The organism is Chromobacterium sp. Rain0013 (genome assembly GCF_015291765.1).
Classification (GTDB): Bacteria; Pseudomonadota; Gammaproteobacteria; order Burkholderiales; family Chromobacteriaceae; genus Chromobacterium; species Chromobacterium haemolyticum.
Map to the genome: position 1 here is coordinate 655,616 of NZ_CP031514.1, position 22,595 is coordinate 678,210.

A 22,595-nucleotide genomic window follows, 5' to 3' on the forward strand; every position below is an offset into this window, starting at 1 on the left:
CCGGCGGCGCCGGCTCTAATCCTGGCCGCGGAAACGCTGTTCCAGCCGGTGCAGCACTTCCAACGTGGTTTCCATCTGGCTGGCGGGTATGTCGGCCAGCGCATGCTGGAAAAAAGCCTCGCGCTTGGGTTGCACCGCCTCTATCAGCGCCTGACCCGCCGGCGCCAACGTCACCAAGGTCTGGCGGTTGTCGGCCGGGTCGGTGATGCGCCGCACCAACTCTTCCTCCTCCATCCCCTTCAGTTGCCGCGTCAGCGCGCCCGGATCCATCATCAGCCGGGTAGCCAGCTGTTTCTGCGTCGCCTGCTCCAGATCGGTCAGCGCGGCGAGGATGCGCCAGCGCGGCAAGGGGTAGCCCACCTGTTGCTCAAACGCCGCGTACATGGCGCGGCCTGTGCGGCCGATTTGCTGCAGCAGATTGGGGGCGCGTTCAGTCATGGATTACCGCCGTCTTGGTTTTGACATCGCGCAATTCTACATGCGGGACTCGACGCACAAGCAATAAGCCAAGCACAACCAGCGCAGCCACCAGCCACTGGCTAAGGTGGATGGCGTCCACCAGCGCCAGCCGGGAAGCGCCGAGCAAGGCGCCGCCATTGATACGAGCCGCCGTTGTCAGCTGTTCGAAGCGAGCGGCGGTTTCCGGGCTGAGCAGGATTTGCGGATCGCGCAGCCAGGCAAGCCATTGCGGTTCGGTCGACAAGACGTTGACGCCGGCGACGTAACGGTGGGTGACGAACACACCCACCAGCGCGGTGCCCAGCATGCCGCCTATCATCCGCGTGGACTGGATCATGGCGGTGGCCACGCCAAGCTGTTCTCGCGGCGCGCTCTGTTGAACGAAGATGGTCAGATTAGGCAGCAGCAGGCCCAAACCCAAGCCGCCCACCGCCATCAGCATGGCCACCACCCCGTGTCCGGTGGCGGCGTTCACCCAGCCCAGCGCGCCGGCGGTGAAGGCGAACAGCAGCAAGCCCAAGCCCAGCAACAGGGTGGGGCGGCGCACCCGGGTGACGATGCGGCCGTTCAGGATGCTGCCCAGAGTGATGCACACCACCAGCGGCGTCACCAGCAGGCCAGCCTGGTTCGGGGACAAGCCAAAACCGCCCTGAAACATCAACGGCGCGTAATACATCACCGCAAACATGCCACCGCCCAACAGCAAAGACAGGCCGAACAAGGGCGCCAGGCTGCGGTGGCTCAACATGTCCAGCGGCAGCAGCGGATTGGAACAACGCCGCTCCCACCACAACAGGCCGGCCAAGGCGGCAAGGCTGCTCAGCCCCAGGCTGGCCATCAGCCAAAGCGGCTTATGCAGCGGCAGCCATTCCACCAGCAATTGCATCGAGCCCAGCAGCGTCGCGATCAGCAAGCCGCCCTGCCAATCCAGCTTGGACGCGGTTCCGGCCCGGCGCATCGCCGGCAAATAGCGCCAGACAAACCACAGACTGGCCAGGCCCACCGGCAGGTTGACGAAGAAGACCCAGCGCCATCCCAGATATTCGGTGAGAAAACCGCCCAGGGTCGGGCCCACCGCGTTGGCCAGGCCGAAAGCGGCGGTCAGCATCACCTGCCAGCGCAAGCGCTGCGCGGTTTCGGGAAACATGTCCGGCACGCAGGCGAAGGTGGTGGCCACCAGCATGCCGCCGCCCACGCCTTGCAGCGCGCGCGCTAGCACCAGCTCCAGCATGTTCTGAGCCAGGCCGCACAGCATGGAGGCGACGGTGAACAGGATGATGGCGGTCAAGACGAAGGGCTTGCGGCCGTGGTCGTCGCCCAGCTTGCCGAAGATGGGCACGGTGATGACCGAGGTCAGCAGATAGGCGGTTCCTACCCAGGCGTAGAGATCGAAGCCGTGCAGCTCCGCCACCACGGTGGGCATGGCGGTGCCCACCACGGTCTGGTCCAGCGCCACCATCAGCAGCACGAAACAGAGACCAAGCATGGCCAGCACTTTCTGGCGGAAATCCAGCGCGCCGGCCGCTCCAGCGCTTGCGGCTAAAGTGCTCATTTTTGTTGACCTATCAATAATTGACTAGTCAATTATTTTGCACCGATAACGCCCTGGAATCCAGAACCGGACACAAAGATTTACAAAGCAGGCTTGGGACGGGCTTTTAGAACCTGTTCAAAGTCTCGCGAGCAAGAGCGAGACAAGGCGAAAACGGCAGAGAACACGGAGTGTACGCACCGTATATGAGTATTTCGAAGGCATGCTCACCGTGTCAGGCCTCCACGACGCGCAACAGATCGTGAACAGGTGCAGAGGCGGCGGCGCGGGCACGCCGCCGCGCGCTTCAATAGCCGCGCCGCGCCAGCCAGCTGCTGGCTTCGCTCTTGGCCAGGATGGCCACCAGCCAGTCGCGGAACACCTTCACCTTGGGCAGCTCCGCCAGCTCGTGCGGATAGACCAGGTAATAGCTCCACTCGGTTTCCAGCACCGTGTCGAAAGGCATGACCAGCCGGCCTGAATCCAGGTCCTGGGTCACCATGGACACCTGGGCCAGGGTCACGCCCATGCCGGCGACGGCGGCATGCAGCGCGTATTCGGAGGCGTCGAAGGTGACGCCGCTTTCCGGGTTCACGCCATTGACGCCGGCCAGTTTCAGCCAGCGCTTCCAGGTGTCCTGATCGCGCCAGGGGTGCAGCAGGGTGTGGTGGCGCAAATCGTCCGGGGTGTTCAGCGGATGCTTGCCGTTAAGCAGGGCCGGCGAACAAACGGGAATCAGCTTCTCGCGGCAGATGCATTCGGTGCGCAGATCCGGCGCCACCTCGGCGCGCGCCATGCCCACCACCGCCAGATCGTATTCCGCCCGGTTGAACGGCTTGTCGTGAATCAGTTGAGTCACCAGGTGCAGCGTGTACTCCGGATAGCGGGTCTGGAAATCCGGCAGATTAGGCAGCACCCAGCGCATTGCCGGGGTGGGAGGCATGCGCACGCGCAAATCGCTTTGCCGCAGCCGCAGCGCTTCGCTGGCTTCGTTCAGCAATTGAAAGGCTTCGCGCGCCGGCTTGATCAGCGCCTCGCCTTCGGCGGTCAGCGACAGCCCGCGCGCCTGCCGGGTGAACAGCGTGGCGCCGTAGTATTCCTCCAGCGTTTGCACGTGGCGGCTAACCGCCCCTTGGGTGAGGCTGAGCGCGGCGGCGGCGCGGGTAAAGGACAAATGCTCGGCGGCAACGACAAATACGCGTAATGCATTCAGCGGTGGCAGCTTCATCTTACATGCCTTTTTATCATGGTTATCATGAAATTAACTGCTTTGTCATGCCAGGCGCAACATCGTATGCTAGGCATGCCGGACACGGCTGGGCTTTTGAACGGCGCTCCGCGGCATGCAGACCGCCGTCATGCAACAATGGCATGGCGATTCGCTCTCCCCGCCGATTGAGCCGTCTATGCCGCGCTCCCCGATTTCCAACGCGGCGTCCACAGCCAAAACCAAGCCCGGCCTTGGCTTGCCCGGAAACGGAATCGTCATTCCCGAGCCTAAGGCTTTATCCGTACTGAAATAGTAACGGATTATAAATATTACAGGATGACATCCGCTTGCAACGGAGAATTTTCCACCGCTTACCGCGTGTCGCCGCAAGATGCGGCGGCGTCGCCAGATTGACTGCCAATCCACGTTGGGCATTGCCGGGTTCAGACAGGGCCCGGCTTTTTTTTGCCCGCTCTCCGGTGAACGGACAAGAAAAAAGGCCACGCGAGTGGCCCAAAGTTCGGAGAATAAGCCCGCGCGACAATCCTGCCCGCGGGCGCGGGCGGCAAACCGCCCGTTCTTGAGTTTGCGAGTGTAGCGCGTTGCGCCGACAGCGGCAACGCAATAATCCTTGCTAGTACCGACCCGCGGTCACTCTCCCAATTCCGCCAGCAATTCCGCCTGCTGTTCTGCGATCAAAGCGTCGGTCAGTTCGCTCAGGTCGCCGTCCATCACGTAATCCAGCTTGTACAAGGTCAGGTTGATTCGATGGTCGGTGATGCGGCCCTGTGGAAAATTATAGGTGCGGATACGCTCGGAGCGGTCGCCGGAGCCAATCAGGCTCTTGCGCTCGGCCGCCTCCTTCTGCTGCTGCTCGCGGCGCTGAATGTCCATGATGCGCGCCGCCAACACTTGCATCGCGCTGGCCTTGTTGGCGTGCTGGGAACGGCCGTCCTGACACTCCGCCACAATCCCCGTCGGAATATGGGTGATGCGCACCGCGGAGTCGGTCTTGTTGATGTGCTGGCCGCCGGCGCCGCTGGCCCTGAAGGTGTCGATGCGCAGGTCGGACGGGTTCAGCACCACGTCGGCCAGTTCGTCGGCTTCGGGCATCACCGCCACGGTGCAGGCGGACGTGTGAATGCGGCCCTGGGTCTCGGTCACCGGCACCCGCTGCACGCGGTGGCCGCCGGACTCGAACTTGAGCCGGGAAAACGCGCCGAAACCAATCAGGCGCACAATCACTTCCTTATAGCCGCCCAAGTCGGATTCGCTGGCGGAAACAATCTCCACCTGCCAGCGGTTGCGCTCCGCGAAGCGGGTATACATGCGCAACAGGTCGCCGGCGAACAGCGCGGCCTCGTCGCCGCCGGTGCCCGCGCGGATTTCCAGAAAGATGTTTTTCTCGTCGTTGGGGTCCTTGGGCAAGAGCAGCTTTTGCAACTCCAGTTCCAGCGCCGCCAGTTTGTCCTTGCCCTCGGCGATTTCCGCCTGGGCGAATTCCTTCATCTCCGGGTCCGACAACATGTCTTCCGCCGCGGCGATGTCGCTCTCGCACTGGCGATAGCTTTGGTAGGTTTCCACCACCGGGGTGAGTTCGGCATGCTCGCGGGTGAGCTTGCGGAACGCATCCATATTTTGAGTAGCCGCTTCGCTGGCCAGGAGGTGGGTCACCTCTTCCAGACGGTCGGCCAGTTGCGCCAGTTTGGCCGCAATTGACGCTTTCATTACGACTCCGGGTGTAAACGATAAAGACGCGCCACGGCTTCCACCTGCGCGTCGTGCTCCGCGCCGCGCCCGGACGACAAGGCCCGGGTGGGGGGATGCATCAATTTATTGGTCAGTTGCACCGACAGGGTTTCCAGCACCCGCTCCGGCGCTTCGCCGCGCGCCAGCTGCTTGAGCGCGGCGTCGAGCGCGGCGCGGCGCAACCGGTCGGCGTCGTCGCGCAGAGCGCGGATCAGCGGCACGGTTTCGCGCTTTTTCAGCCAGTCGCTGAATTCGCAGACTCGCGCCTGGATGATGGTTTCGGCCTCCGCGGCCGCGCTCTGGCGCGCTTCCTTGCCCACTTCCACCACGCTGGCGATATCGTCGACGCTGTACAGGAACACGTCGGCCAGCTTGCCCACTTCCACTTCGATGTCTCGCGGCACCGCCAGGTCCAGCATGAAGATGGGCCGGTGGCGACGCGCCTTGATCGCCCGCTCCACCATGCCCTTGCCGATGATGGGCAACTGGCTGGCGGTGGAAGTGACCAGCACGTCGTAGCGCGGCAAGATGTCCGGCAGCTCGGCGAGGGTGACGGCGTTACCGCCGAACTGCTCCGCCAGCCGCTGGCCGCGCTCCAGCGTGCGGTTGGCCACGGTGATACAGGAGGGGTTGCGCGCGGCAAAGTGGGTGGCCACCAGCTCTATCATTTCCCCGGCGCCGACGAACAGGATATTCAGTTCGCCGATGGTGGGGAAAATCTGCTCGGCCAGCTTGACCGCCGCCGCCGACATCGACACCGAGCTGGCGCCCACCGCGGTATTGGACCGCACTTCCTTGGCTACGGCGAAGGTGCGCTGGAACAGGCCGTTGAGCAGGGTGCCCATGGTGCCGGCGTGTTCGGCGCTGCGCACAGCGTCCTTCAACTGGCCCAGGATCTGGGTCTCGCCCAGCACCATGGAGTCCAGGCCGGAAGCGACGCGGAAAGCGTGACGCGCAGCGTTGGCCTCGTCCAGTTGATAAAGATAGGGCTGCATCTCCGCCAGCGCCAGGCCGTGAAACTTGGCCAGCCAGCTGAGCGCCGCCTGCGGATCGCTGCCGGTGCAATAGATCTCGGTGCGGTTACAGGTGGAGACGATGGCCGCCTCGCGCGCCGCATGCGAGCTGACCAGGCTGTCCAGCGCCTTGGGCAACACCTCCGCAGGAAAAGCCAGCTTTTCCCGGATGGAGAGCGGTGCGGTATGGTGGTTCAAACCAAGGGCGAACAGATGCATGGGCGGATAAGCCGCGGAAAGAAATGGGGTATTTTAGCCTAACTTGAACCGCACGTCCTGCGCTGCGGGGGCAAGCCCCGCCGGTCCGTCGTCAGCGCCTTATATGACATAGCAGAATCCAGCGCCGCGCGCCGTCTAAAATAGCGCGCTCTTCTTGCGCAAACCCCTATATGGTCCAAGCGGAGCTGGCATAAGATAGCCCCTTCAAGGAGGACGAAATGTCGCTGAACCTCGCAGACATCCGCAAGGATTTTTCCAAGCAAGAACTATCGCCGGAGGAGTGCCTGCCGGACCCGTTGGCCCAGCTGGAGAACTGGCTGAACCAGGCCATCTCCGCGCAAGTGCCAGAGCCTACGGCGATGAACCTGGCCACGACCGGAGCGGACGGACGTCCCACTTCGCGCATCGTGCTGCTCAAGGGCGTGGAGGACGGCCAACTGCTGTTCTACACCAATTATCTAAGCCGAAAAGGCCGCCAGTTGAACGACAACCCTTATGTGGCGCTGACCTTCTTCTGGCCGGAGCTGGAGCGGCAGATCCGCATCGAGGGCCGCGCGGCCCAGGTGGCGCCGGAAATCTCGGACGCCTATTTCGCCAGCCGGCCTTACACCAGCCGCGTGGGAGCCTGGGCCAGCGAACAGAGCAGCGAGATCAGCTCCAAGAGCGTGCTGGTGTCGCGCGCGGCGATGTTTGGGGTCAAACACCCCTTGAACGTGCCCCGGCCGCCGCACTGGGGCGGTTACGCGGTGACGCCGGACCGGCTGGAATTCTGGCAAGGCCGCCCCAGCCGGCTACATGACCGAGTGCAGTATTCCTTGCTGGAAGACGGCGCCTGGAAGATTGCGCGGCTGGCGCCTTGACCCTACCCGGGTGAGAACAACTCATTGATATCATGCGCTTTATGCATGAGCAAAAAATTGCAACCATCCATAATTAGACAGTTTGTCCGCTTTTATAGCGATTTGGATGTTGCCGCATAGCAACAAGCCGCATCCGGATGATGCGGCTTTTCATTTTCTTGATGTTTCCCTCTCTTCTCCTTGTCTACCAAGGATTCGACGCCCTGCTTTGATTTCGGTCATGCCCGCCGCCGCAAGTATCCAGGCAACTGGCACTTAGAACAGATGCATATCAAGGCGGAAAAACCAATACATAATTTATGCATTTGGCAAGTGGTCGTCAGAACAAACCAAGCCAACGTCCTCTGATTTCAGCAACTCCTTTCCCATGTTCAGAGCGATGTCCCATGTCGGGAACGCATAAGGGACGCAGAGAATTTCAACCCCGCCCGATGGCGGCAGCCATCTTCGGAGAGATTTCCAAGCGTCCGAAAGGGCAGGCGCAAGCCTGTCTGGCGCCGGCGGCCTTTACGCAAGATCCGCCGGCTTGACGCGGGCCATTACCGTGTCCCGCTGATCTACATTGGAGAAAATTCGTGATGAAAACCCAAACTGCGATGGTTCGCGTATTGGTGTTGTCCGCGCTGGCTCTGGCTTACGGCTCCGCCCAAGCCGCCGAGCGCGTCAATCTGGATGCGCTGAGCAAATCCAGCAAACTCGCCGCCGGCACCAGCGCGTTCAGCGCCGCCGGCATCAACCAGGGCGAACTCAAGGCGCAGCGCAGCTCGCAATTCCCCAACGGCAAAGTCATCACCCGCTACCAGCAGTACTATCAGGGCGTGCCGGTATGGGGCGAAGCCGTCGTAGAGGAAAAGCAATTCGCTAAGGGCTCGTCCACCGCCGCGGCCAGCAAATTGTCCGGCTACTATGTGCGTGGCATCGCCTCCGACCTGGCTTCGGTCAAGCCGGCGCTCAGCGCCTCCCAGGTGCTGGCCAACGCCAAGGCACTGAAGGCCAACGGCTATGAAACCCGCAACGAGAAGACCGAACTGGTGGTGCGCCTGGACAAGCGCAACACCGCCCAGCTGGTCTATCTGGTGTCCTTCCTGGTGGAGGGCGGCAAGGAACCCAGCCGTCCGCACTTCATCGTCGACGCCAATAGCGGTCAGGTGCTGAAACAGTGGGAAGGCCTGAACCACAACGACGCCAACGGCCCCGGTGGCAACGCCAAGACCGGCAAATACCTGTACGGCACCGACTACGGCCCGCTGGTCGTCACCAGCGATTGCAAGATGGACAGCGGCAATGTCGCCACCATCAACCTGAACGGCGGCACCAGCGGCACCACCCCGTACAAGTTCGCTTGCCCCACCAACACCTACAAGGCCATCAACGGCGCCTACTCGCCGCTGAACGACGCCCACTACTTCGGCAATGTGGTGTTCAACCTGTACAAGGATTGGTTCAACCTGCGTCCGATCAACCAGAAGCTGCTGATGAAGGTGCACTACAGCCGCAACTATGAAAACGCGTTCTGGGACGGCAGCGCGATGACCTTCGGCGACGGCGCCACCCGCTTCTACCCGCTGGTATCGCTGGATGTGTCCGCTCATGAAGTCAGCCACGGCTTCACCGAGCAGAACTCCGGCCTGGTCTACAGCGAGCAGTCGGGCGGCATCAACGAAGCGTTCTCCGACATGGCCGGCGAAGCCGCCGAGTACTACATGAAGGGCAAGAACGACTTCCTGGTGGGCGCGGAGATCTTCAAGAAGACCGGCGCGCTGCGCTACTTCGCCGACCCGACCAAGGACGGCCGCTCCATCGGACACGCCAATGACTACACCAGCGGCCTGGACGTGCACTACTCCAGCGGCGTGTACAACAAGGCGTTCTACCTGATCGCCACCAGCCCCGGCTGGAACACCCGCAAGGCCTTTGAAGTGTTCGTGGACGCCAACCGCCTGTACTGGACCGCCAACGCCACTTACAACAGCGCCGCTTGCGGCGTGGAGAAAGCAGCCGAAGCGCGCGGTTACAACAGCGCGGACGTCACCAAGGCCTTCTCCACCGTGGGCGTGGCTTGCGACAGCTGATGACCGTCTGACGGCGCGGTCATGACGATTCGCGCCGTTTCTCCCATCCGCCGGCCATGGTCCGCCCATGGCCGGCATCGCTCAGGAATTCCGGAATGCTCACTCTCAAACCAAGTCTCGTCGCGCTGCTGGCCGCCACCAGCCTGGCCAGCGCCGTCCAGGCCGCGCCGGTATGGATTTCCATCGGCGACAACGCCTACCAATTGCTACAACAAGTCAGCCCGAAAAGCCGCAGCCAGGAAAGCCGCCAGCTGGCGGTGAACGCGCTGCCGGCCGGCGTGTCCGCCAAGGGCGTGGCCACCGAAAAAGTCCATCTGGTGCAAGTGGACGACAGCGTGCTGCCGCAGTTGTCGGACGCCATCCACCACAGTCTGCGTCATTGCGGCGGCTTCATCGTGCACAAGGATCTGCAGGACGCGCGCACCGCGCTGAAGGCGCCGGTGGCCGGCACGCTGCTGCCCAGCTACCAGATCAACGACCAGGCCACCGTCAACAAGCTGTTGCCACAGCTGCAGGACAGCAACATTCTCGGCACCATCCAATCCCTGTCCAACTACCAAAACCGCTTCTACACCACCAGCCACGGCGTCAACGCATCCAACTGGATCGCCAATCAATGGCGGCAGTTGGCCGCCGGCCGCAGCGACGTGACCGTGGAGCAGTTCGCCCACAGCGCCTGGCCGCAAAAATCGGTAATCCTCACCATCAAGGGCAAGGACAATGCCGCTGAAACCCTGGTGTTGGGCGGCCACCTGGACTCCACCGTGGGCAGCGGCACCGGCGAAAACAGCCGCGCGCCGGGCGCCGACGACGACGCTTCCGGCATCGCCAGCCTGACCGAGGTGATCCGCGTGCTGCTGGCCAACAACTATCAGCCGCGCCGCACCATCAAGTTCATGGCCTACGCGGCGGAAGAAGTGGGCCTGCGGGGTTCCTCCGACATCGCCAACCGCTACAAGCAACAGAAGGTCAACGTGGTGGGCGCCTTGCAACTGGACATGACCAACTACCAGGGCAGCGAGGACGACATCTTCCTGTTCACCGACTACACCAACTCGGCGCAGAACACCTTCCTCGCCAATCTGGCCGAAACCTATCTGCCCAATCTGACCGTCGGCTACAGCTCTTGCGGCTATGCGTGCTCCGACCACGCCTCCTGGCACAAGAACGGCTATCCGGCATCCTTCCCGTTCGAATCCGCCTTCAACCAATCCAACCCCAACATCCACACCGTGCGCGACACCCTCGCCAGCGCCGGCAACCAGGCTCGCCACGCGCTGAAGTTCTCGCAACTGGCGCTGGCCTACGCGGTGGAATTGGGCAGCGACGGCCCGGCGGTCAAACGCTGAGTCCGCCTTTCCGCTTGATGCGCCCACCCCTTTGCGGGGTGGGTTTTTCATTGCGGAAGGCTCGATGAAATGGTTTTAAGCGCCGGCCTCGCGCCGCATATCCACATGCAGAATTCCGCCGTCGTCGTAAGGCTCGGACACCGCGTGGAAGCCGAAGCTCTCGTACAAGGCCTGCGCGTCGGTCTGCGCCGACAACATGATGGCCGCCTGGGGGAAATGCGCGCGGCACTGCGCCACCGCCTGCGCCAGCAGCGCCTTGCCCAGGCCCTGGCCGCGCGCCTCCGGCGCCACCACGACCCGGCCTATCGCCGCCGCGTCCGGGTATTTCTCCCCCGGCGCAATCAAACGCGCGTAAGCCAGCAGCCGTCCGCCGTCGTCGTGCCCGGACAGGTGCAGACAGTGCACATCCACGCCGTCCACATCGCCGTAAATCGACTGCTGCTCCACAACGAACACCTGGTCGCGCAGCTGCAAGGCCCGATACAACGCCAGCGGCGTAAAACCATCGAAACGGTGGCAGTGCCACGCAACTCGGTTTGCCATAGTAGAATTCCCCTGAACTGATTCATTATCATCGGCCGGCTTGCGGCGCGTCCGGGCCAAGCTTACGACAACGCGTCCTCGCCAGCTATAACCGTGAGGACAGGCTTTGCCGTGGCGCAAACGCCGGCCGATGAACGCTAACCGATTCACCTCCTGCCTTGCCCATATGAACGATAACGATCTGTTTGCCGAGAATACGCCGGACGGCGCCGCCGCCCTGACCCCGCCGCCGCCCACTCCGCCCGCGGCGGACGCCAACGACGGCGAGTGGATTCCACTGGACCTCTACGCTGAGCGCGCCTATCTGGAATACGCCATGAGCGTGGTCAAGGGCCGCGCGCTGCCGGAAGTGGCCGACGGCCAGAAGCCGGTGCAGCGGCGCATCCTGTACGCGATGCGCGACATGGGCTTGGCCCACGGCGCCAAGCCGGTGAAATCGGCGCGCGTGGTCGGTGAAATCCTGGGTAAATACCACCCGCACGGCGACAGCTCCGCCTACGAAGCGCTGGTGCGCATGGCGCAGGATTTCACGCTGCGCTACCCGCTGATCGACGGCCAGGGCAACTTCGGCAGCCGCGACGGCGACGGCGCGGCGGCGATGCGTTACACCGAGGCGCGGCTGACGCCGATCGCCGACCTGCTGCTGTCGGAAATCGACATGGGCACGGTGGACTTCGTGCCCAATTACGACGGCGCCTTCGAGGAACCGCGCTTGCTGCCGGCGCGCCTGCCCATGGTGCTGCTCAACGGCGCCTCCGGAATCGCCGTGGGTCTCGCCACCGAAATTCCCCCGCACAATCTGACCGAAGTGGCCAGCGCCTGCATCGCCTTGCTGGACAACCCTGAGCTGGATACCGCGGCGCTGATGCAATACGTGCCCGGGCCGGACTTCCCCGGCGGCGGCCAGATCATCACCCCGGCAGAAGACATCCTCGCCGCCTATGAGAGCGGCCGCGGCAGCGTGCGCGTGCGCGCCAAATGGGAAGTGGAAAAGCTGGCGCGCGGCCAGTGGCGCGTGATCGTGTCCGAGCTGCCGCCCGGTTCCAGCGCGCAGAAAGTGCTGGCGGAGATTGAAGAAGCCACCAACCCCAAGGTCAAGACCGGCAAGAAGGCGCTGACTCAGGACCAGCAAAACCTGAAGAGCCTGATGTTGTCGCTGCTGGACCGCGTGCGCGACGAATCCGACAGCGAGTGTCCGGTGCGCCTGGTGTTCGAACCCAAGTCCAGCCGCCAGGACCCGGACGAGTTCATCAACATCCTTCTGGCGCAGACCAGCCTGGAAGGCAACACCTCGATGAACCTGGTGATGATAGGCCTGGACGGCCGGCCGGGTCAGAAAGGCCTAAAGCCCATTCTCAGCGAGTGGCTGGACTTCCGCCGCGTTACCGTCACCCGCCGCCTGCAGCACAGGCTGGCCCAGGTGGAAAAACGCATCCACATCCTGGAAGGCCGGATGATCGCTTTCATCCATATCGATGAAGTGATACGCGTGATACGCGAATCCGACGAGCCCAAGCCGGACCTGATCAAGGCCTTCGGCCTGACCGAGATCCAGGCGGAGGACATCCTGGAAATCCGCCTGCGTCAACTGGCGCGGCTGGAAGGCTTCAAGCTGGAGAAAGAGCTGTCCGATCTGCGCGAGGAGCGCGAAGGCCTGCGCCACGTGCTGGACACGCCGGACGCGCTGCGCAGCATGATGCGCGAGGAAATCCAGGCCGACGCCGCCAAGTACGGCGACAAGCGCCGCAGCGAGATCAAGACCGCCGAGCGCGCGGTGCTGACCCAGACCATAGCCGACGAACCGGTCACCATCATCCTGTCGCAGAAGGGCTGGATCCGCGCCCGCGTCGGCCACAACGTGGACCTCGCCGCGCTGGCCTTCAAGGACGGCGACGCGCTGCACACCGTGGTGGAAACCCGCACTGTGTGGTCGGTGATCGTGCTGGACAGCAAGGGCCGCGCCTACACCGTGGACCCGGCCGACGTGCCCACCGGCCGCGGCGACGGCGTGCCGGTGGCGTCGCTGGTGGACCTGCAGGACGGCGCCAAGCCGGCCCAGATGCTATCCGGAAAGGACGAGGCCCGCTTTGTCGTCGCCGGTTCCGGCGGCTACGGCTTCATCGCCAAGCTGGGCGACATGGCCGGACGGGTCAAGGCCGGCAAAGCCTTCCTGACGCTGAACCCGGAAGAAACCGTGCTGACCCCCGCGCCGCTGCCGGCCGCCGGCATCATTGAAGCCACCCAACTGGTGGCCGCCGCCGACAACGGCCGCCTGCTGGCCTTCCCGGCCGCCGAACTCAAGGAGCTGGCCAAGGGCCGCGGCTTGATGCTGATGGCGGTGGAAGAGGGCGAAGCCGTCACCGCCATCGGCCTGGTCAACGGCGAAAAAGCGCTGCTGTCCACGCTGTCGGTGCGCGGCAAGGCCTCCGATGAAAAACTGGCGCTGGCGGAGTTCGCCGGCAAGCGCGGCAAGAAGGGCAAGCTGATGCCGAAGAAATGGAGCGTCAGCGCCATCAGCGAGCTGCCGACGACATGAACCAGGACCGCCCGCCGACGCCGTTGACCCCGCGCAGCGGGCTGGTCTTCATCAACAGCTTCCGGGCGGCGCTGCTGCTGGTGCTGCTGGCGATGTCCTTGTTCGCCAACCGCGAAGGCGAATCGCTGGTGGCCGGCGGCAAGGCCTTCTATCTGTGGAGCGGCGTCTACGCCGCTCTGATCGGCGCCTGGTTCCTGCTGCGCAACGGCCGGCTGGCCCACACCCTGCAACTGACGCTGGCCATCGCCGCCGACATCGCGATGATTGTGCTGCTGATGGGCATCAACGACGGCGTGCGCAGCGGCTACGGCATCCTGCTCTTGCCCTATCTGGCGGTGGCCGGCCTGCTGTCATCGGGCCGCTATGCGCTGTTCTACGCCTCCATCGCCACTCTGATCCTGCTGTCCTTCGTCGGCGTCGAGCAATACCTGGGCATAGGCCGCGGCTCGGATTTCTACTACTCCGCGCTGCTGGCCACCGCCGGCTTCATCACCTCCATCGTTACCTGGAAGCTGGGCCGCGTGGCGCGCGACTCCGAAGCGCTGGCCACCCGCCGCGGCGGCGAGATCGCCAACCTCAACCGCCTGAACGAACTGGTGTTGCAAAGCCAGCGCGACGCGGTGGTGGTGCTGGATCCCTCTGGCCTGCTGCGCCAGTTCAACAATCAGGCGGCGCGCTACTTCGGCGCCATGCGCCGCGGCCACGTCGTTCCCGAACTGCTGCCGCTGGTGGAGCGCTGGCGGCACAACGGCTGCCAGCCCAATCCCAGTTTCATCGACCGCAACATCCGCGGGCGTCAATTGGTGGGCCGCATGGTGCCGGTACTGGTGGGCGACGACCACGCGCTCCTGCTGTTCATGCGCGACATGGCGGACATGGCGGAGGAGGGCAAACGCGTCAAACTGGCGGCGCTGGGGCGACTCACCGCCAATATCGCCCATGAAATCCGCAACCCGCTGTCGGCGATCAACCACGCGGCCGACCTGCTGGCCGAAGACGAAACCGACCCCGCGCGCCAGCGGCTGATCCGCATCGTGCAGGGCAACAGCAAGCGCATCAACCACATGGTGCAAGAAGTGCTGGCCTTGAACCGCCGCGACCGGATCAAACCCGAGCCGATACGGCTGCAGCCCTTTCTAGACGAGCTGCTGGACCACTTCGGCGTAGTGGAAGCCGCCGCCGCCGGCGCAATCTGCTGCGTCTACCAGGCGCAGGCCGCCGCGGTCCAGTTCGACCGTGGCCACTTTGGCCAGATTCTCAACAATTTGCTGGCCAACGCCTGGCGCTACTCCAGCAAACAGCCGGGCGCGGTGCGCATCGAAGTGGGCGAAGTGGAAAATCACCTGACCATCAAGGTAATGGACGATGGCCCAGGCATGAGCGAAGATGCCCAGGCCCGCTTGTTCGAACCCTTTTTCACCACGGAAAGCGCCGGCACCGGACTGGGCCTGTACATCGCGCGCGAACTGGCGGAAGCCAACGACGCGCGCTTGGACTACTGCCCGCCCGGCGGCGTGTTCCGTCTGATCTGTCACAAGGCTTATGGCTAAATCCTCCCTGCGCGTGCTGGTGATCGACGATGAACCGGACATCCGCGAACTGCTGGAACTGACCCTGATCAAGATGGGGCTGGACGTGGCCACCGCCGCCAGCGTCGGCGCCGCCAAACTCAGCCTGAACAGCCAGCCCTTCGACCTGGCACTGACCGATATGCGCCTGCCGGACGGCGAGGGCATCGAAGTGGTGCGCCATATCGCCGAACAGGGCCTGGACGTGCCCATCGCCGTGATCACCGCCTACGGCAACACCGACAACGCGGTGCTGGCGATGAAGGCCGGCGCCTTCGACTATCTGCAAAAACCGGTCAGCCTGGCTCAATTGCGCAGCCTGGTGAAATCCGTGCTGCGTGTGGACAACGGCAAAACCGAGGCCGCGGTGCGGCTGGACGGCGAATCGCCGGCGATCCAGGAAGCGCTGCGCTTGATCGGCAAGCTGGCGCGCAGCCAGGCCGCGGTTTACGTCAGCGGCGAATCCGGCACCGGCAAGGAACAGGCGGCGCGGATGATACACGAGCACAGCGCGCGCGCCGAACGGCCATTCATCCCGGTCAACTGCGGCGCCATCCCGGAAACGCTGATGGAAAGCGAATTCTTCGGCTATCGCAAAGGCGCGTTCACCGGCGCCGACAACGACCGCGACGGCTTCTTTCAACAAGCCAACGGCGGCACGCTGTTTCTGGACGAAGTGGCCGACCTGCCGCTGGCGATGCAGGTCAAACTGCTGCGCGCGATTCAGGAAAAGAAAGTGCGCCGCCTGGGCAACGCCCAGGAAGAAGCGGTGGACGTGCGCATCATCTGCGCCACCCACAAGGACCTGGCGGCGCGGGTAGACGCCGGCAACTTTCGCCAGGATCTGTACTACCGGCTAAACGTGCTGCCGCTGCGCATGCCGCCGCTGCGCGAACTGCGCGAGGACCTGCCGCGCTACATCGCCAGCCTGCTGGAACGCTTTTCCCCCGACGAAAAGCCGCGGCTGGCGCCGGCGGCGCTCAAGGCCTTGCTGGAATACAACTATCCGGGCAACTTCCGCGAACTGGAAAACATCCTGGAACGCGCGGTGGCCCTGGCCAACGACGCCCGCATTGAATTGCGGGATCTGCAACTGCTGCCTAGCGATCACGGCGGCCAGGGCGATGGAGAGGCGCCAACTTGCGCCGATGGCGAGGCGCTGCAGGATTTTCTGGACCGGGTGGAGCGCGAAGCCATCCTCAAGGCGCTGGAGAGCACCCGCTTCAACCGCACCCAGGCCGCCAAGACGCTGGGCGTCACCTTCCGATCGATGCGCTATCGGATGGAAAGGCTGGGCATCAAGTAAGAGCCTGTTTACGATCTGCTGCGCGTCATGAAGCGTTACACGGTGAGTACCCCTTCGAAATGCTCATTTACCGCTTTTGTACATTCCGCTTTCTCAGCCGTTTTCGTCTTGTCCCGCTCTTGCTCGCGAGATCGTAAACAGGCTCTAAGCGCGCTGTGGATAAGCACGGTATTGCGCCAAACTCTGTGGATAAGCCATATTCTCGCTTTTTGCCGGCTCTCCGCCGGAAACCTGGGAAGCACTGCCTCGCAATCGCTACAATGCGGCAGCCGCGGCCCGCGTCCTCTCATCAGACAAGGCCAGACCCGAGCCAGCGGCTATAAAGAACCTATTCGACGGCCCCGCCCGCGGGCGCGCCATTGCAACCATATCGATATTCGCTACCGGCCCATGGCTTTCACGCCGCTCCATCTCGTCCTCCGCGCCCTGCCGGCCCTGCTGCTCAGCGCCCAGATCGGGGCCCTGCCGTCGCTGCGGGTGGCGCTGGGCGAAACCAAACAACCCTATATCGACGCGGAGCGCGGCAAGGGCGTGGAATACGACATCGTCAGCCAGGCCTTGAGCCAGGCCGGTTATCAGCCGCGGATCCGCTTCGGCCCCAATCTGCGCGCGCACAACTGGCTGGCAAGCGGCCAGGTGGACGCCGCCATCGCCAACAGCGGCGGCCATGTTTCCGAGCCCTACATCGTTTACCAGAACATGGCGATCACGCTGTGCAAACGTCGCATCCACCTGCAGCGGCTGGAGGACCTGGTTCGCTTCCGAGTGGCGGCCTTTCAGGGCGCCCACCTTTATCTCGGCCCCGCCTTCGCCGCGCTGACGCCGCAGATTCCGTCCTATCGCGAGGAATCGCCACAGATCACCCTCAACCGCCTGTTGTACAGCGAGCGCGCCGACGTGGCGATTTCCGACGTCAATATCTTCCAGCAGTTTAGCCACGATCTCCGCCGCGAGATCGACATCAAAGCCAGGCTCTGTCCATACGCGCTATTCACGCCCACTCATTACCGGCTGGCCTTTCGGGATGTCCGCGATCGCGACCGTTTCAATCTGGGCCTGCGCCGCTTCGCCGCCGCCGGCGGCTACGAGAAACTGGCCAAGCGCTATCAGCTTCCCACCCAGCACGGACGCCCTTGGTTCAAGCCCTGAGAACCTGTTCATCGTCTGCTACGCATCGGCGATACCACGTTGAAACCGACTTCGAAATGCTCATGTACCCCATGTACACTCCGCGTCGCGCTCTTGCTCGCGAGACTTTGAACACGCCCTGGAAACCTGTTGCTGCGCCTGGCTGGCCTAAGGGTGGGTATCTGCTCTGGATCAATAACCTTCGCCGCTGCGCGGTGTTAGCATGGTTTGGCAGTATCCGATCGCTGACGACCACAGGATTTTGCCCTCACGCTTCGCTCAGGCCCGTGTCGTTAGCCGCTCCATGTATCCACCCGCCCAAGGAGTCGCCCATGTTTCCCGAATACCGCGAATTGATCAGCAAGCTGAAAACCGAAGACGATCACTTCACCCGCCTGTTCAACAAACACAACGACCTGGACCAGAAGATCAAGAATATGGAAGCGCGCATCGAGCCTTCCGCCGACTTCGAAATCGAAAACCTGAAGAAGGAAAAACTGCGGCTCAAGGACGAGTTGTACGCCATCCTGAGGAAGGCGGCCGATTAGAACGTGTTTACGATCTCGCGAGCTAAGGCGAGACAAGTCGGAAACCAGCGAAAAAGCGGAATGGTCAAGTAGTACATGAGCATTTTTAACTCGTGCTCACCGTGCAACGCTTCACGACGCGCAGCAGATCGTAAACAGGTTCTTAGGTCCGGCGTCTCCGCGCAATGACGAAGCCCGCCATCTGGCGGGCTTTTGCATGAGCCATGTACGGAATCAGACCTTGGGCGCGCCCTTATCCAGCTCCGCCAGGATCGCGTCCGGCTCCTGGGTGACTTCCAGCACTTTACGGATGCGGTTGAACGCCTCGCAGGCATCGGCCGGGTACTTGCCGAACGGCGTCAGCCCGCCATGGCTCCAGCCCGCGGCGGCCAGCACATCCTTGCGGAACTGCGAGCCGTCGGCGCTCCCGCCGGCGATCTGCTGCAAGGCCCGGTCAATCAGAATATGTGGAAACGGGTTGCGGGACAGCGTGGTGAAATGCTCGGGGCGAACTTCGTCGAACTGCATGGCTTACTCCTGATGCGGGGACATGATTCATCTAAGTCCAAACCAAGGCAATTCGCCAGCAGACTGTGAAGACTCACACTGCCGCCGCCGCTGGCGGCGGCGGCGACGCGTCCCGATTTAGCGGTTCACCAGCAGTTTGGGATTGGAATTGCCCCACACGGTGTAGAGGTCCGCCAGCAAGGCCCCGTTGATGTCCTCCAGCTCGGCGGCGCTGATTTCGGCCTTGCCCTGCTTGCCAAACAACACCACCTCGTCGCCTATCTTGGCGCCTGGAATCTCGGTCACATCCACCATCAAGGTGTTCATCGACACTTTGCCCACCACCGGCGCGCGCTGACCATTGATCAATACATGCGCCTTATTGGTGAAAGCGCGGCGATAACCGTCGGAATATCCGACCGGGATGTTGGCCAGCAGAGACTCGCGCTTCAAGGTGTAAGTGCGGTCATAGCCCACGGTATTGCCGGCCGGATAACGGTTGACCGCCGCCACTCGCGATTTGAACGCCATCACGCGCAGATACTCGGTATGGCTGGGCACGGTGTCGCCGAAGATGGCGCCGCCCGGGCGCACCATGTCCAGCCGCGCTTCCGGCACTTCCAGCGTGGCGAAGCTATTGGCGCAGTGCAGGGTGATCTTGCTACGGTCCAGCCCGCCGGCCTTGATCAGCCAAGCGCTTTCCTCATTGAACGCCGCCAGGCCTTTTTGCACGTCGGCCTTATCCTCCACCGGGAAGTGGGTCATGATGCCCACCACTTGCAGATTAGGCAGCTTGAGCATGGCCAGCGCGTCGCGGCGGCCTTGCTTGCTGGCCAGTTCCACGCCGTTGCGGCTGATGCCGGCGGAGTTGATGGCCAGATGGATTTGCAGCGTCTTGCCCTGACGCTTGGCCAGCGCGGATGCTTGACGCGCCAGCTCCAGATTGCCCACCAGTTCTTGCATATCGTATTGCAGGCCGTCTGCTATCTCTTCCTGCGTGGCGCTGCGCACGCGCGCCACCACGCCTTTGTAGCCGCTGGCGCGAGCCACGCGGGCCTCTTCATTGCTGGCGATGCCCACGCAGGGAATGCCCTGAGCGATGATGGACGGCATAACGTTGGCAATGCCGTGGCCATAGGCGTCCGCCTTCAAGATGGCGCACACCTTGGTGTCTGCGCCCACCAAACGCTTGAGCTCGGCCAGGTTGTGATCCAGCGCCGCCTTATCAATTTCCAGCCAGGCGTTGCCGCGCGCGGCTTCCGCGGTGGAGCCGCTGTTGGCGGCGGTCAACGGCGGCGCCGCCATGGTCAGCGCGGGCGCCAAGGCCAGGCCCAGCGACAAGGCCAGCAGTGTTTTTTTGAATTGCATAAGTCGTCCCCCGAGTGTGAATGCCGCTTGCCGACAAGGCCGTTCCGGCATCCGGGAGATGATAGGAGGCTGGTATATTCATGTCGATATGAATATTCACTGCTAGTCCTTGTTTTGCATAATCGCTTGACCGCACGCAAACCCGGCAACAGCGAGCGACCCTTGCGCGCCGCGGCGCCGCTATCCATGATGAAGAAGCGGAGCACTGCGTCTGCGCGCTTTTTCGAGGTTCTTCCGATGCGGCAATCCCTATTTCTACGCCGGTTGGCCGGCTGTTGGCTGGCCGTCCTCGTCGCGTTCGGCTGTGGGTCGCCATCATCCGCCCTGGCTGCCGGCATGATCTATATCGGCCACTCGCCGGAAACCTCCGTCGATGAACGCTACGACTACCATTGGGCCATTCTGCGCGCCGCGTTGGACGCCACCCGCGCCAATTGGGGTGATTACAGTCTGCGCTTCGCGCCGCGCATGAACGAAGCGCGTCAATTGCAGGAACTGAGTCATCCCCGCGGCCGGCTCAATGTAGTGATCCGCGAAACCAACCGCGACTACGAACGTCGCTATTTTCCGGTGCGGATTCCGATAGACCGCGGCTTGCTCGGCTATCGCGTGCTGTTGATCCGGGACACGCGGCAAGCGGATTTCAACACGGTGGCCAGCTTGGCGGACTTGCGCCGCTTCAGCATCATCCAAGGCGATGGCTGGGGCGACAACGCCATCCTGAAACAGGCCGGGCTGACCGTGGTGACCGACCCCAATTACGACGGTCTGTTCCGCATGTTGGAGCGCGGCCTGGGCGACGCGTTTTCGCGCGGCGTGGCGGAGGTGGAGGAGGAAATCCGCGTGTACCAGCCGCAATATCAGCACATGGCGCTGGAGCGGTCTTTATTGCTGTACTACCCACTGCCCACGTATTTTTGGTTTGGCCGCGACGCGGAAGGGCAACGGCTGGCGCAACGCGTGGATCAGGGCATGAGACAAATACTGCGCAACGGCGAGTACCAGCGGCTATTCCAGAAATACCATGCCGGCCTGATCCAGCGGCTGGACCTGAAGCATCGGCGGCTGATCCGCATCGACAACCCCTTCCTGCCGCCCAGCACGCCTTTCGCCGACCGCAGCCTGTGGTTTGATCCGACCACGGCTAAATGACAGCGCTCACAAGAGCTCGCAAAGAACCCGAGCCAAGGCGCACCGGCGCAGGCAGTACCTGTGGGGATCAGGGGTTTGCTTAAGAACTGGTTCAAAACCTCTCGAGCAAGGGCGAGACAAGGCGAAAACGGCTGAGACAGCGGAGTGTACATAGGGTACCTGAGCATTTCGAAGCCGTACTCACCGTGGGGCGTCTCACGACGCGCAACAGTTTCTTAGTCCGGCTGCAAAGCCTGACGCACGCAAAGCCGCTGAGCGATCTCACGGTCCGCGCATTTGAGTTCGGCTTCAGCGCGGGCTCGGCAACGCGCGGGATTGGCGGAGCGCGCGCAATCCGGCGGCGGCAGCCGCTCATTGACGCAGACGCGTCGCGCCTTGCCTTCCAACCCGTCGCAAGAACTGTGCGCCGCCCGCAAGGCTTCGCAACGCTTGGCGTCGCGCTCTCGCAGGCAACTCAAGGCCGGAGTGTAAAACTGCATGCAGGCGTGCCGGCCGTTGACCGGCAAATCATTGCAGGCCATGGCGCCCTGGCGGTACAGCTCGCAACGCTGCGGCGCGGTAGCGCGGCTGCAATCCCATTGCGCCGCCGCTGCTTCCGCCAGCCAGCACAAGGCCAGCCCCAGTCCCCAGGCGCGCCGCAACGCGCCGTATCCCCTATTGTTTTTCAAGGCATGCCCCTTGCGCATGACCGGTTATCTCCGCGCCCGCCTTTGAAGCTGTTCAATGTTTGCCGCGTTCCAGCGATACGCCGTGTCCGCACGCCGCAGCCCCCGACTCGCGGGATCATGAACAAATTCTATTGGGCGAAAACGACGCTGCGCGCTATCGGCGCGGCGGATGGCCAGCCAGGCTCATGCCCGCGAAATCGGTTTGCTTCGCAAAACGTTCCGGCAATGAGAATTTGAATTGGAATGAAAAGGCTGGCGTACTCTATTCAAAGCTTATCAATAGAAATCCCGCTTCGCCAGCCGGGCTTGACGCTGAGAAGGCTCATTCCGAACCATGTTTGCGGCGGTCTCGCCAGAAATGAGGCTTGATGCGATCAGGCGGCGGCGGCGGCGCGGCGCCGTCCGGGCTCATCCGCCAATACGGGGGCGGCGGCCGGTGCATCTGCTCCTTCGGCAAATCGCCGTCCTGCACGGCCTCGCGCAGGCGCAAATTGCGCAGACGACGCAATTCCTTGCAGTCCGGATCGGGCTGCGCCTGGCAGCGGCGGCCCTGCGCCGGTTCCATATCCGGCGGCATGGGGCCGCGTTCCTTCCCTCGCGCCAGGGCCGGTGCGCCGGCAAGCGCTTGCAGCAAGGCAAATATGAGAAGAATCGGCAACCGCATCATGAAACCTGTTTTATCCTGTCGAACATGCTGGAAAAGGGACTCCGGACCCAAGTCCGGCGAGGGCGGACAGCATACACCATGCGCCGCGGATGCCAAAGGCATCGAGAACCGCCCAAGGCGCCGGAACACTTCATTACGGAGCCTAGACTCGCGGCATGAGGGA

19 protein-coding genes are annotated in these 22,595 nt (G+C 63.1%); 9 read left to right on the top strand and 10 right to left on the bottom strand.

Going from position 1 to position 22,595, the window contains the following annotated elements:
- Positions 1–15: 15 nt before the first annotated feature.
- From DXT74_RS03015 to hemA, 5 genes are all read right to left on the bottom strand, one after another.
- The gene (locus DXT74_RS03015; RefSeq protein ID WP_114152862.1) at positions 16–438 is read right to left on the bottom strand and encodes a MarR family winged helix-turn-helix transcriptional regulator; all 423 of its coding nucleotides are present in this window, start codon (positions 436–438) and stop codon (positions 16–18) included.
- A complete protein-coding gene (locus DXT74_RS03020) occupies positions 431–2,011 on the bottom strand; it encodes an MFS transporter (RefSeq protein WP_231138262.1) in 1,581 nt (526 codons plus the stop codon). The genes DXT74_RS03015 and DXT74_RS03020 overlap by 8 nt, the downstream gene beginning before the upstream one ends.
- A 286-nt stretch (positions 2,012–2,297) precedes the next feature.
- Complete coding sequence (gene gcvA, locus DXT74_RS03025; RefSeq protein WP_019102440.1) at positions 2,298–3,218, bottom strand: transcriptional regulator GcvA; 921 nt, start codon at positions 3,216–3,218, stop codon at positions 2,298–2,300.
- Positions 3,219–3,851: 633 nt separating this feature from the next.
- Positions 3,852–4,928: a peptide chain release factor 1 gene (gene prfA / locus DXT74_RS03030; RefSeq protein ID WP_043636449.1), complete on the bottom strand. Its 1,077-nt coding sequence runs from the start codon at positions 4,926–4,928 to the stop codon at positions 3,852–3,854.
- Positions 4,928–6,181 carry a glutamyl-tRNA reductase gene (hemA, locus tag DXT74_RS03035; RefSeq protein ID WP_019102442.1) on the bottom strand — a complete coding sequence of 418 codons (1,254 nt, stop codon included), beginning with the start codon at positions 6,179–6,181 and terminating at the stop codon, positions 4,928–4,930. The genes prfA and hemA overlap by 1 nt, the downstream gene beginning before the upstream one ends.
- 218 nt (positions 6,182–6,399) lie before the next feature.
- Between hemA and pdxH the strand changes: the two genes are divergently transcribed.
- From pdxH to DXT74_RS03050, 3 genes are all read left to right on the top strand, one after another.
- Positions 6,400–7,041, top strand: coding sequence for a pyridoxamine 5'-phosphate oxidase (gene pdxH / locus DXT74_RS03040; RefSeq protein ID WP_043636452.1), 642 nt, complete (start codon positions 6,400–6,402; stop codon positions 7,039–7,041).
- A gap of 578 nt (positions 7,042–7,619) precedes the next feature.
- Positions 7,620–9,113 carry a M4 family metallopeptidase gene (locus DXT74_RS03045; RefSeq protein WP_114152861.1) on the top strand — a complete coding sequence of 498 codons (1,494 nt, stop codon included), beginning with the start codon at positions 7,620–7,622 and terminating at the stop codon, positions 9,111–9,113.
- A gap of 95 nt (positions 9,114–9,208) precedes the next feature.
- A complete protein-coding gene (locus tag DXT74_RS03050) occupies positions 9,209–10,462 on the top strand; it encodes a M28 family metallopeptidase (RefSeq protein WP_194427301.1) in 1,254 nt (417 codons plus the stop codon).
- A gap of 75 nt (positions 10,463–10,537) precedes the next feature.
- Here DXT74_RS03050 and DXT74_RS03055 read toward each other — a convergent pair whose 3' ends face one another.
- The gene (locus DXT74_RS03055) at positions 10,538–11,005 is read right to left on the bottom strand and encodes a GNAT family N-acetyltransferase (RefSeq protein WP_081556664.1); all 468 of its coding nucleotides are present in this window, start codon (positions 11,003–11,005) and stop codon (positions 10,538–10,540) included.
- A 166-nt stretch (positions 11,006–11,171) separates the two neighbouring features.
- On the opposite strand from DXT74_RS03055, the gene parC reads away from it, so the two are divergent.
- The 5 genes from parC to DXT74_RS03080 all read left to right on the top strand — a co-directional run bounded on the left by parC (position 11,172) and on the right by DXT74_RS03080 (position 18,091).
- Complete coding sequence (gene parC, locus DXT74_RS03060; RefSeq protein ID WP_081556665.1) at positions 11,172–13,541, top strand: DNA topoisomerase IV subunit A; 2,370 nt, start codon at positions 11,172–11,174, stop codon at positions 13,539–13,541.
- On the top strand, positions 13,538–15,091 hold the full coding sequence (locus tag DXT74_RS03065) for a PAS domain-containing sensor histidine kinase (protein ID WP_081556666.1): 1,554 nt from the start codon (positions 13,538–13,540) through the stop codon (positions 15,089–15,091). Before parC ends, DXT74_RS03065 begins: the two co-directional genes overlap by 4 nt.
- On the top strand, positions 15,084–16,415 hold the full coding sequence (locus DXT74_RS03070; RefSeq protein WP_043636466.1) for a sigma-54 dependent transcriptional regulator: 1,332 nt from the start codon (positions 15,084–15,086) through the stop codon (positions 16,413–16,415). Before DXT74_RS03065 ends, DXT74_RS03070 begins: the two co-directional genes overlap by 8 nt.
- Before the next feature lie 390 nt (positions 16,416–16,805).
- On the top strand, positions 16,806–17,564 hold the full coding sequence (locus tag DXT74_RS03075; RefSeq protein ID WP_052370474.1) for an ABC transporter substrate-binding protein: 759 nt from the start codon (positions 16,806–16,808) through the stop codon (positions 17,562–17,564).
- A gap of 311 nt (positions 17,565–17,875) precedes the next feature.
- A complete protein-coding gene (locus DXT74_RS03080; protein WP_043593468.1) occupies positions 17,876–18,091 on the top strand; it encodes a YdcH family protein in 216 nt (71 codons plus the stop codon).
- Between the two features lie 213 nt (positions 18,092–18,304).
- Here the strand turns inward: DXT74_RS03080 and DXT74_RS03085 are convergent, their stop codons facing one another.
- Positions 18,305–18,598 carry a hypothetical protein gene (locus DXT74_RS03085; protein ID WP_081556668.1) on the bottom strand — a complete coding sequence of 98 codons (294 nt, stop codon included), beginning with the start codon at positions 18,596–18,598 and terminating at the stop codon, positions 18,305–18,307.
- Positions 18,599–18,715: 117 nt separating this feature from the next.
- On the bottom strand, positions 18,716–19,945 hold the full coding sequence (gene alr, locus DXT74_RS03090) for an alanine racemase (protein WP_194427302.1): 1,230 nt from the start codon (positions 19,943–19,945) through the stop codon (positions 18,716–18,718).
- A 336-nt stretch (positions 19,946–20,281) separates the two neighbouring features.
- On the opposite strand from alr, the gene DXT74_RS03095 reads away from it, so the two are divergent.
- A complete protein-coding gene (locus DXT74_RS03095) occupies positions 20,282–21,097 on the top strand; it encodes a transporter substrate-binding domain-containing protein (RefSeq protein ID WP_043636630.1) in 816 nt (271 codons plus the stop codon).
- Between the two features lie 215 nt (positions 21,098–21,312).
- Here the strand turns inward: DXT74_RS03095 and DXT74_RS03100 are convergent, their stop codons facing one another.
- Positions 21,313–21,783 carry a hypothetical protein gene (locus DXT74_RS03100; protein WP_052370476.1) on the bottom strand — a complete coding sequence of 157 codons (471 nt, stop codon included), beginning with the start codon at positions 21,781–21,783 and terminating at the stop codon, positions 21,313–21,315.
- A gap of 304 nt (positions 21,784–22,087) precedes the next feature.
- Positions 22,088–22,342, bottom strand: a complete 255-nt coding sequence (locus DXT74_RS03105) for a hypothetical protein (RefSeq protein WP_156038937.1) — start codon at positions 22,340–22,342, stop codon at positions 22,088–22,090.
- Between the last annotated feature and the right edge of the window lie 253 nt (positions 22,343–22,595).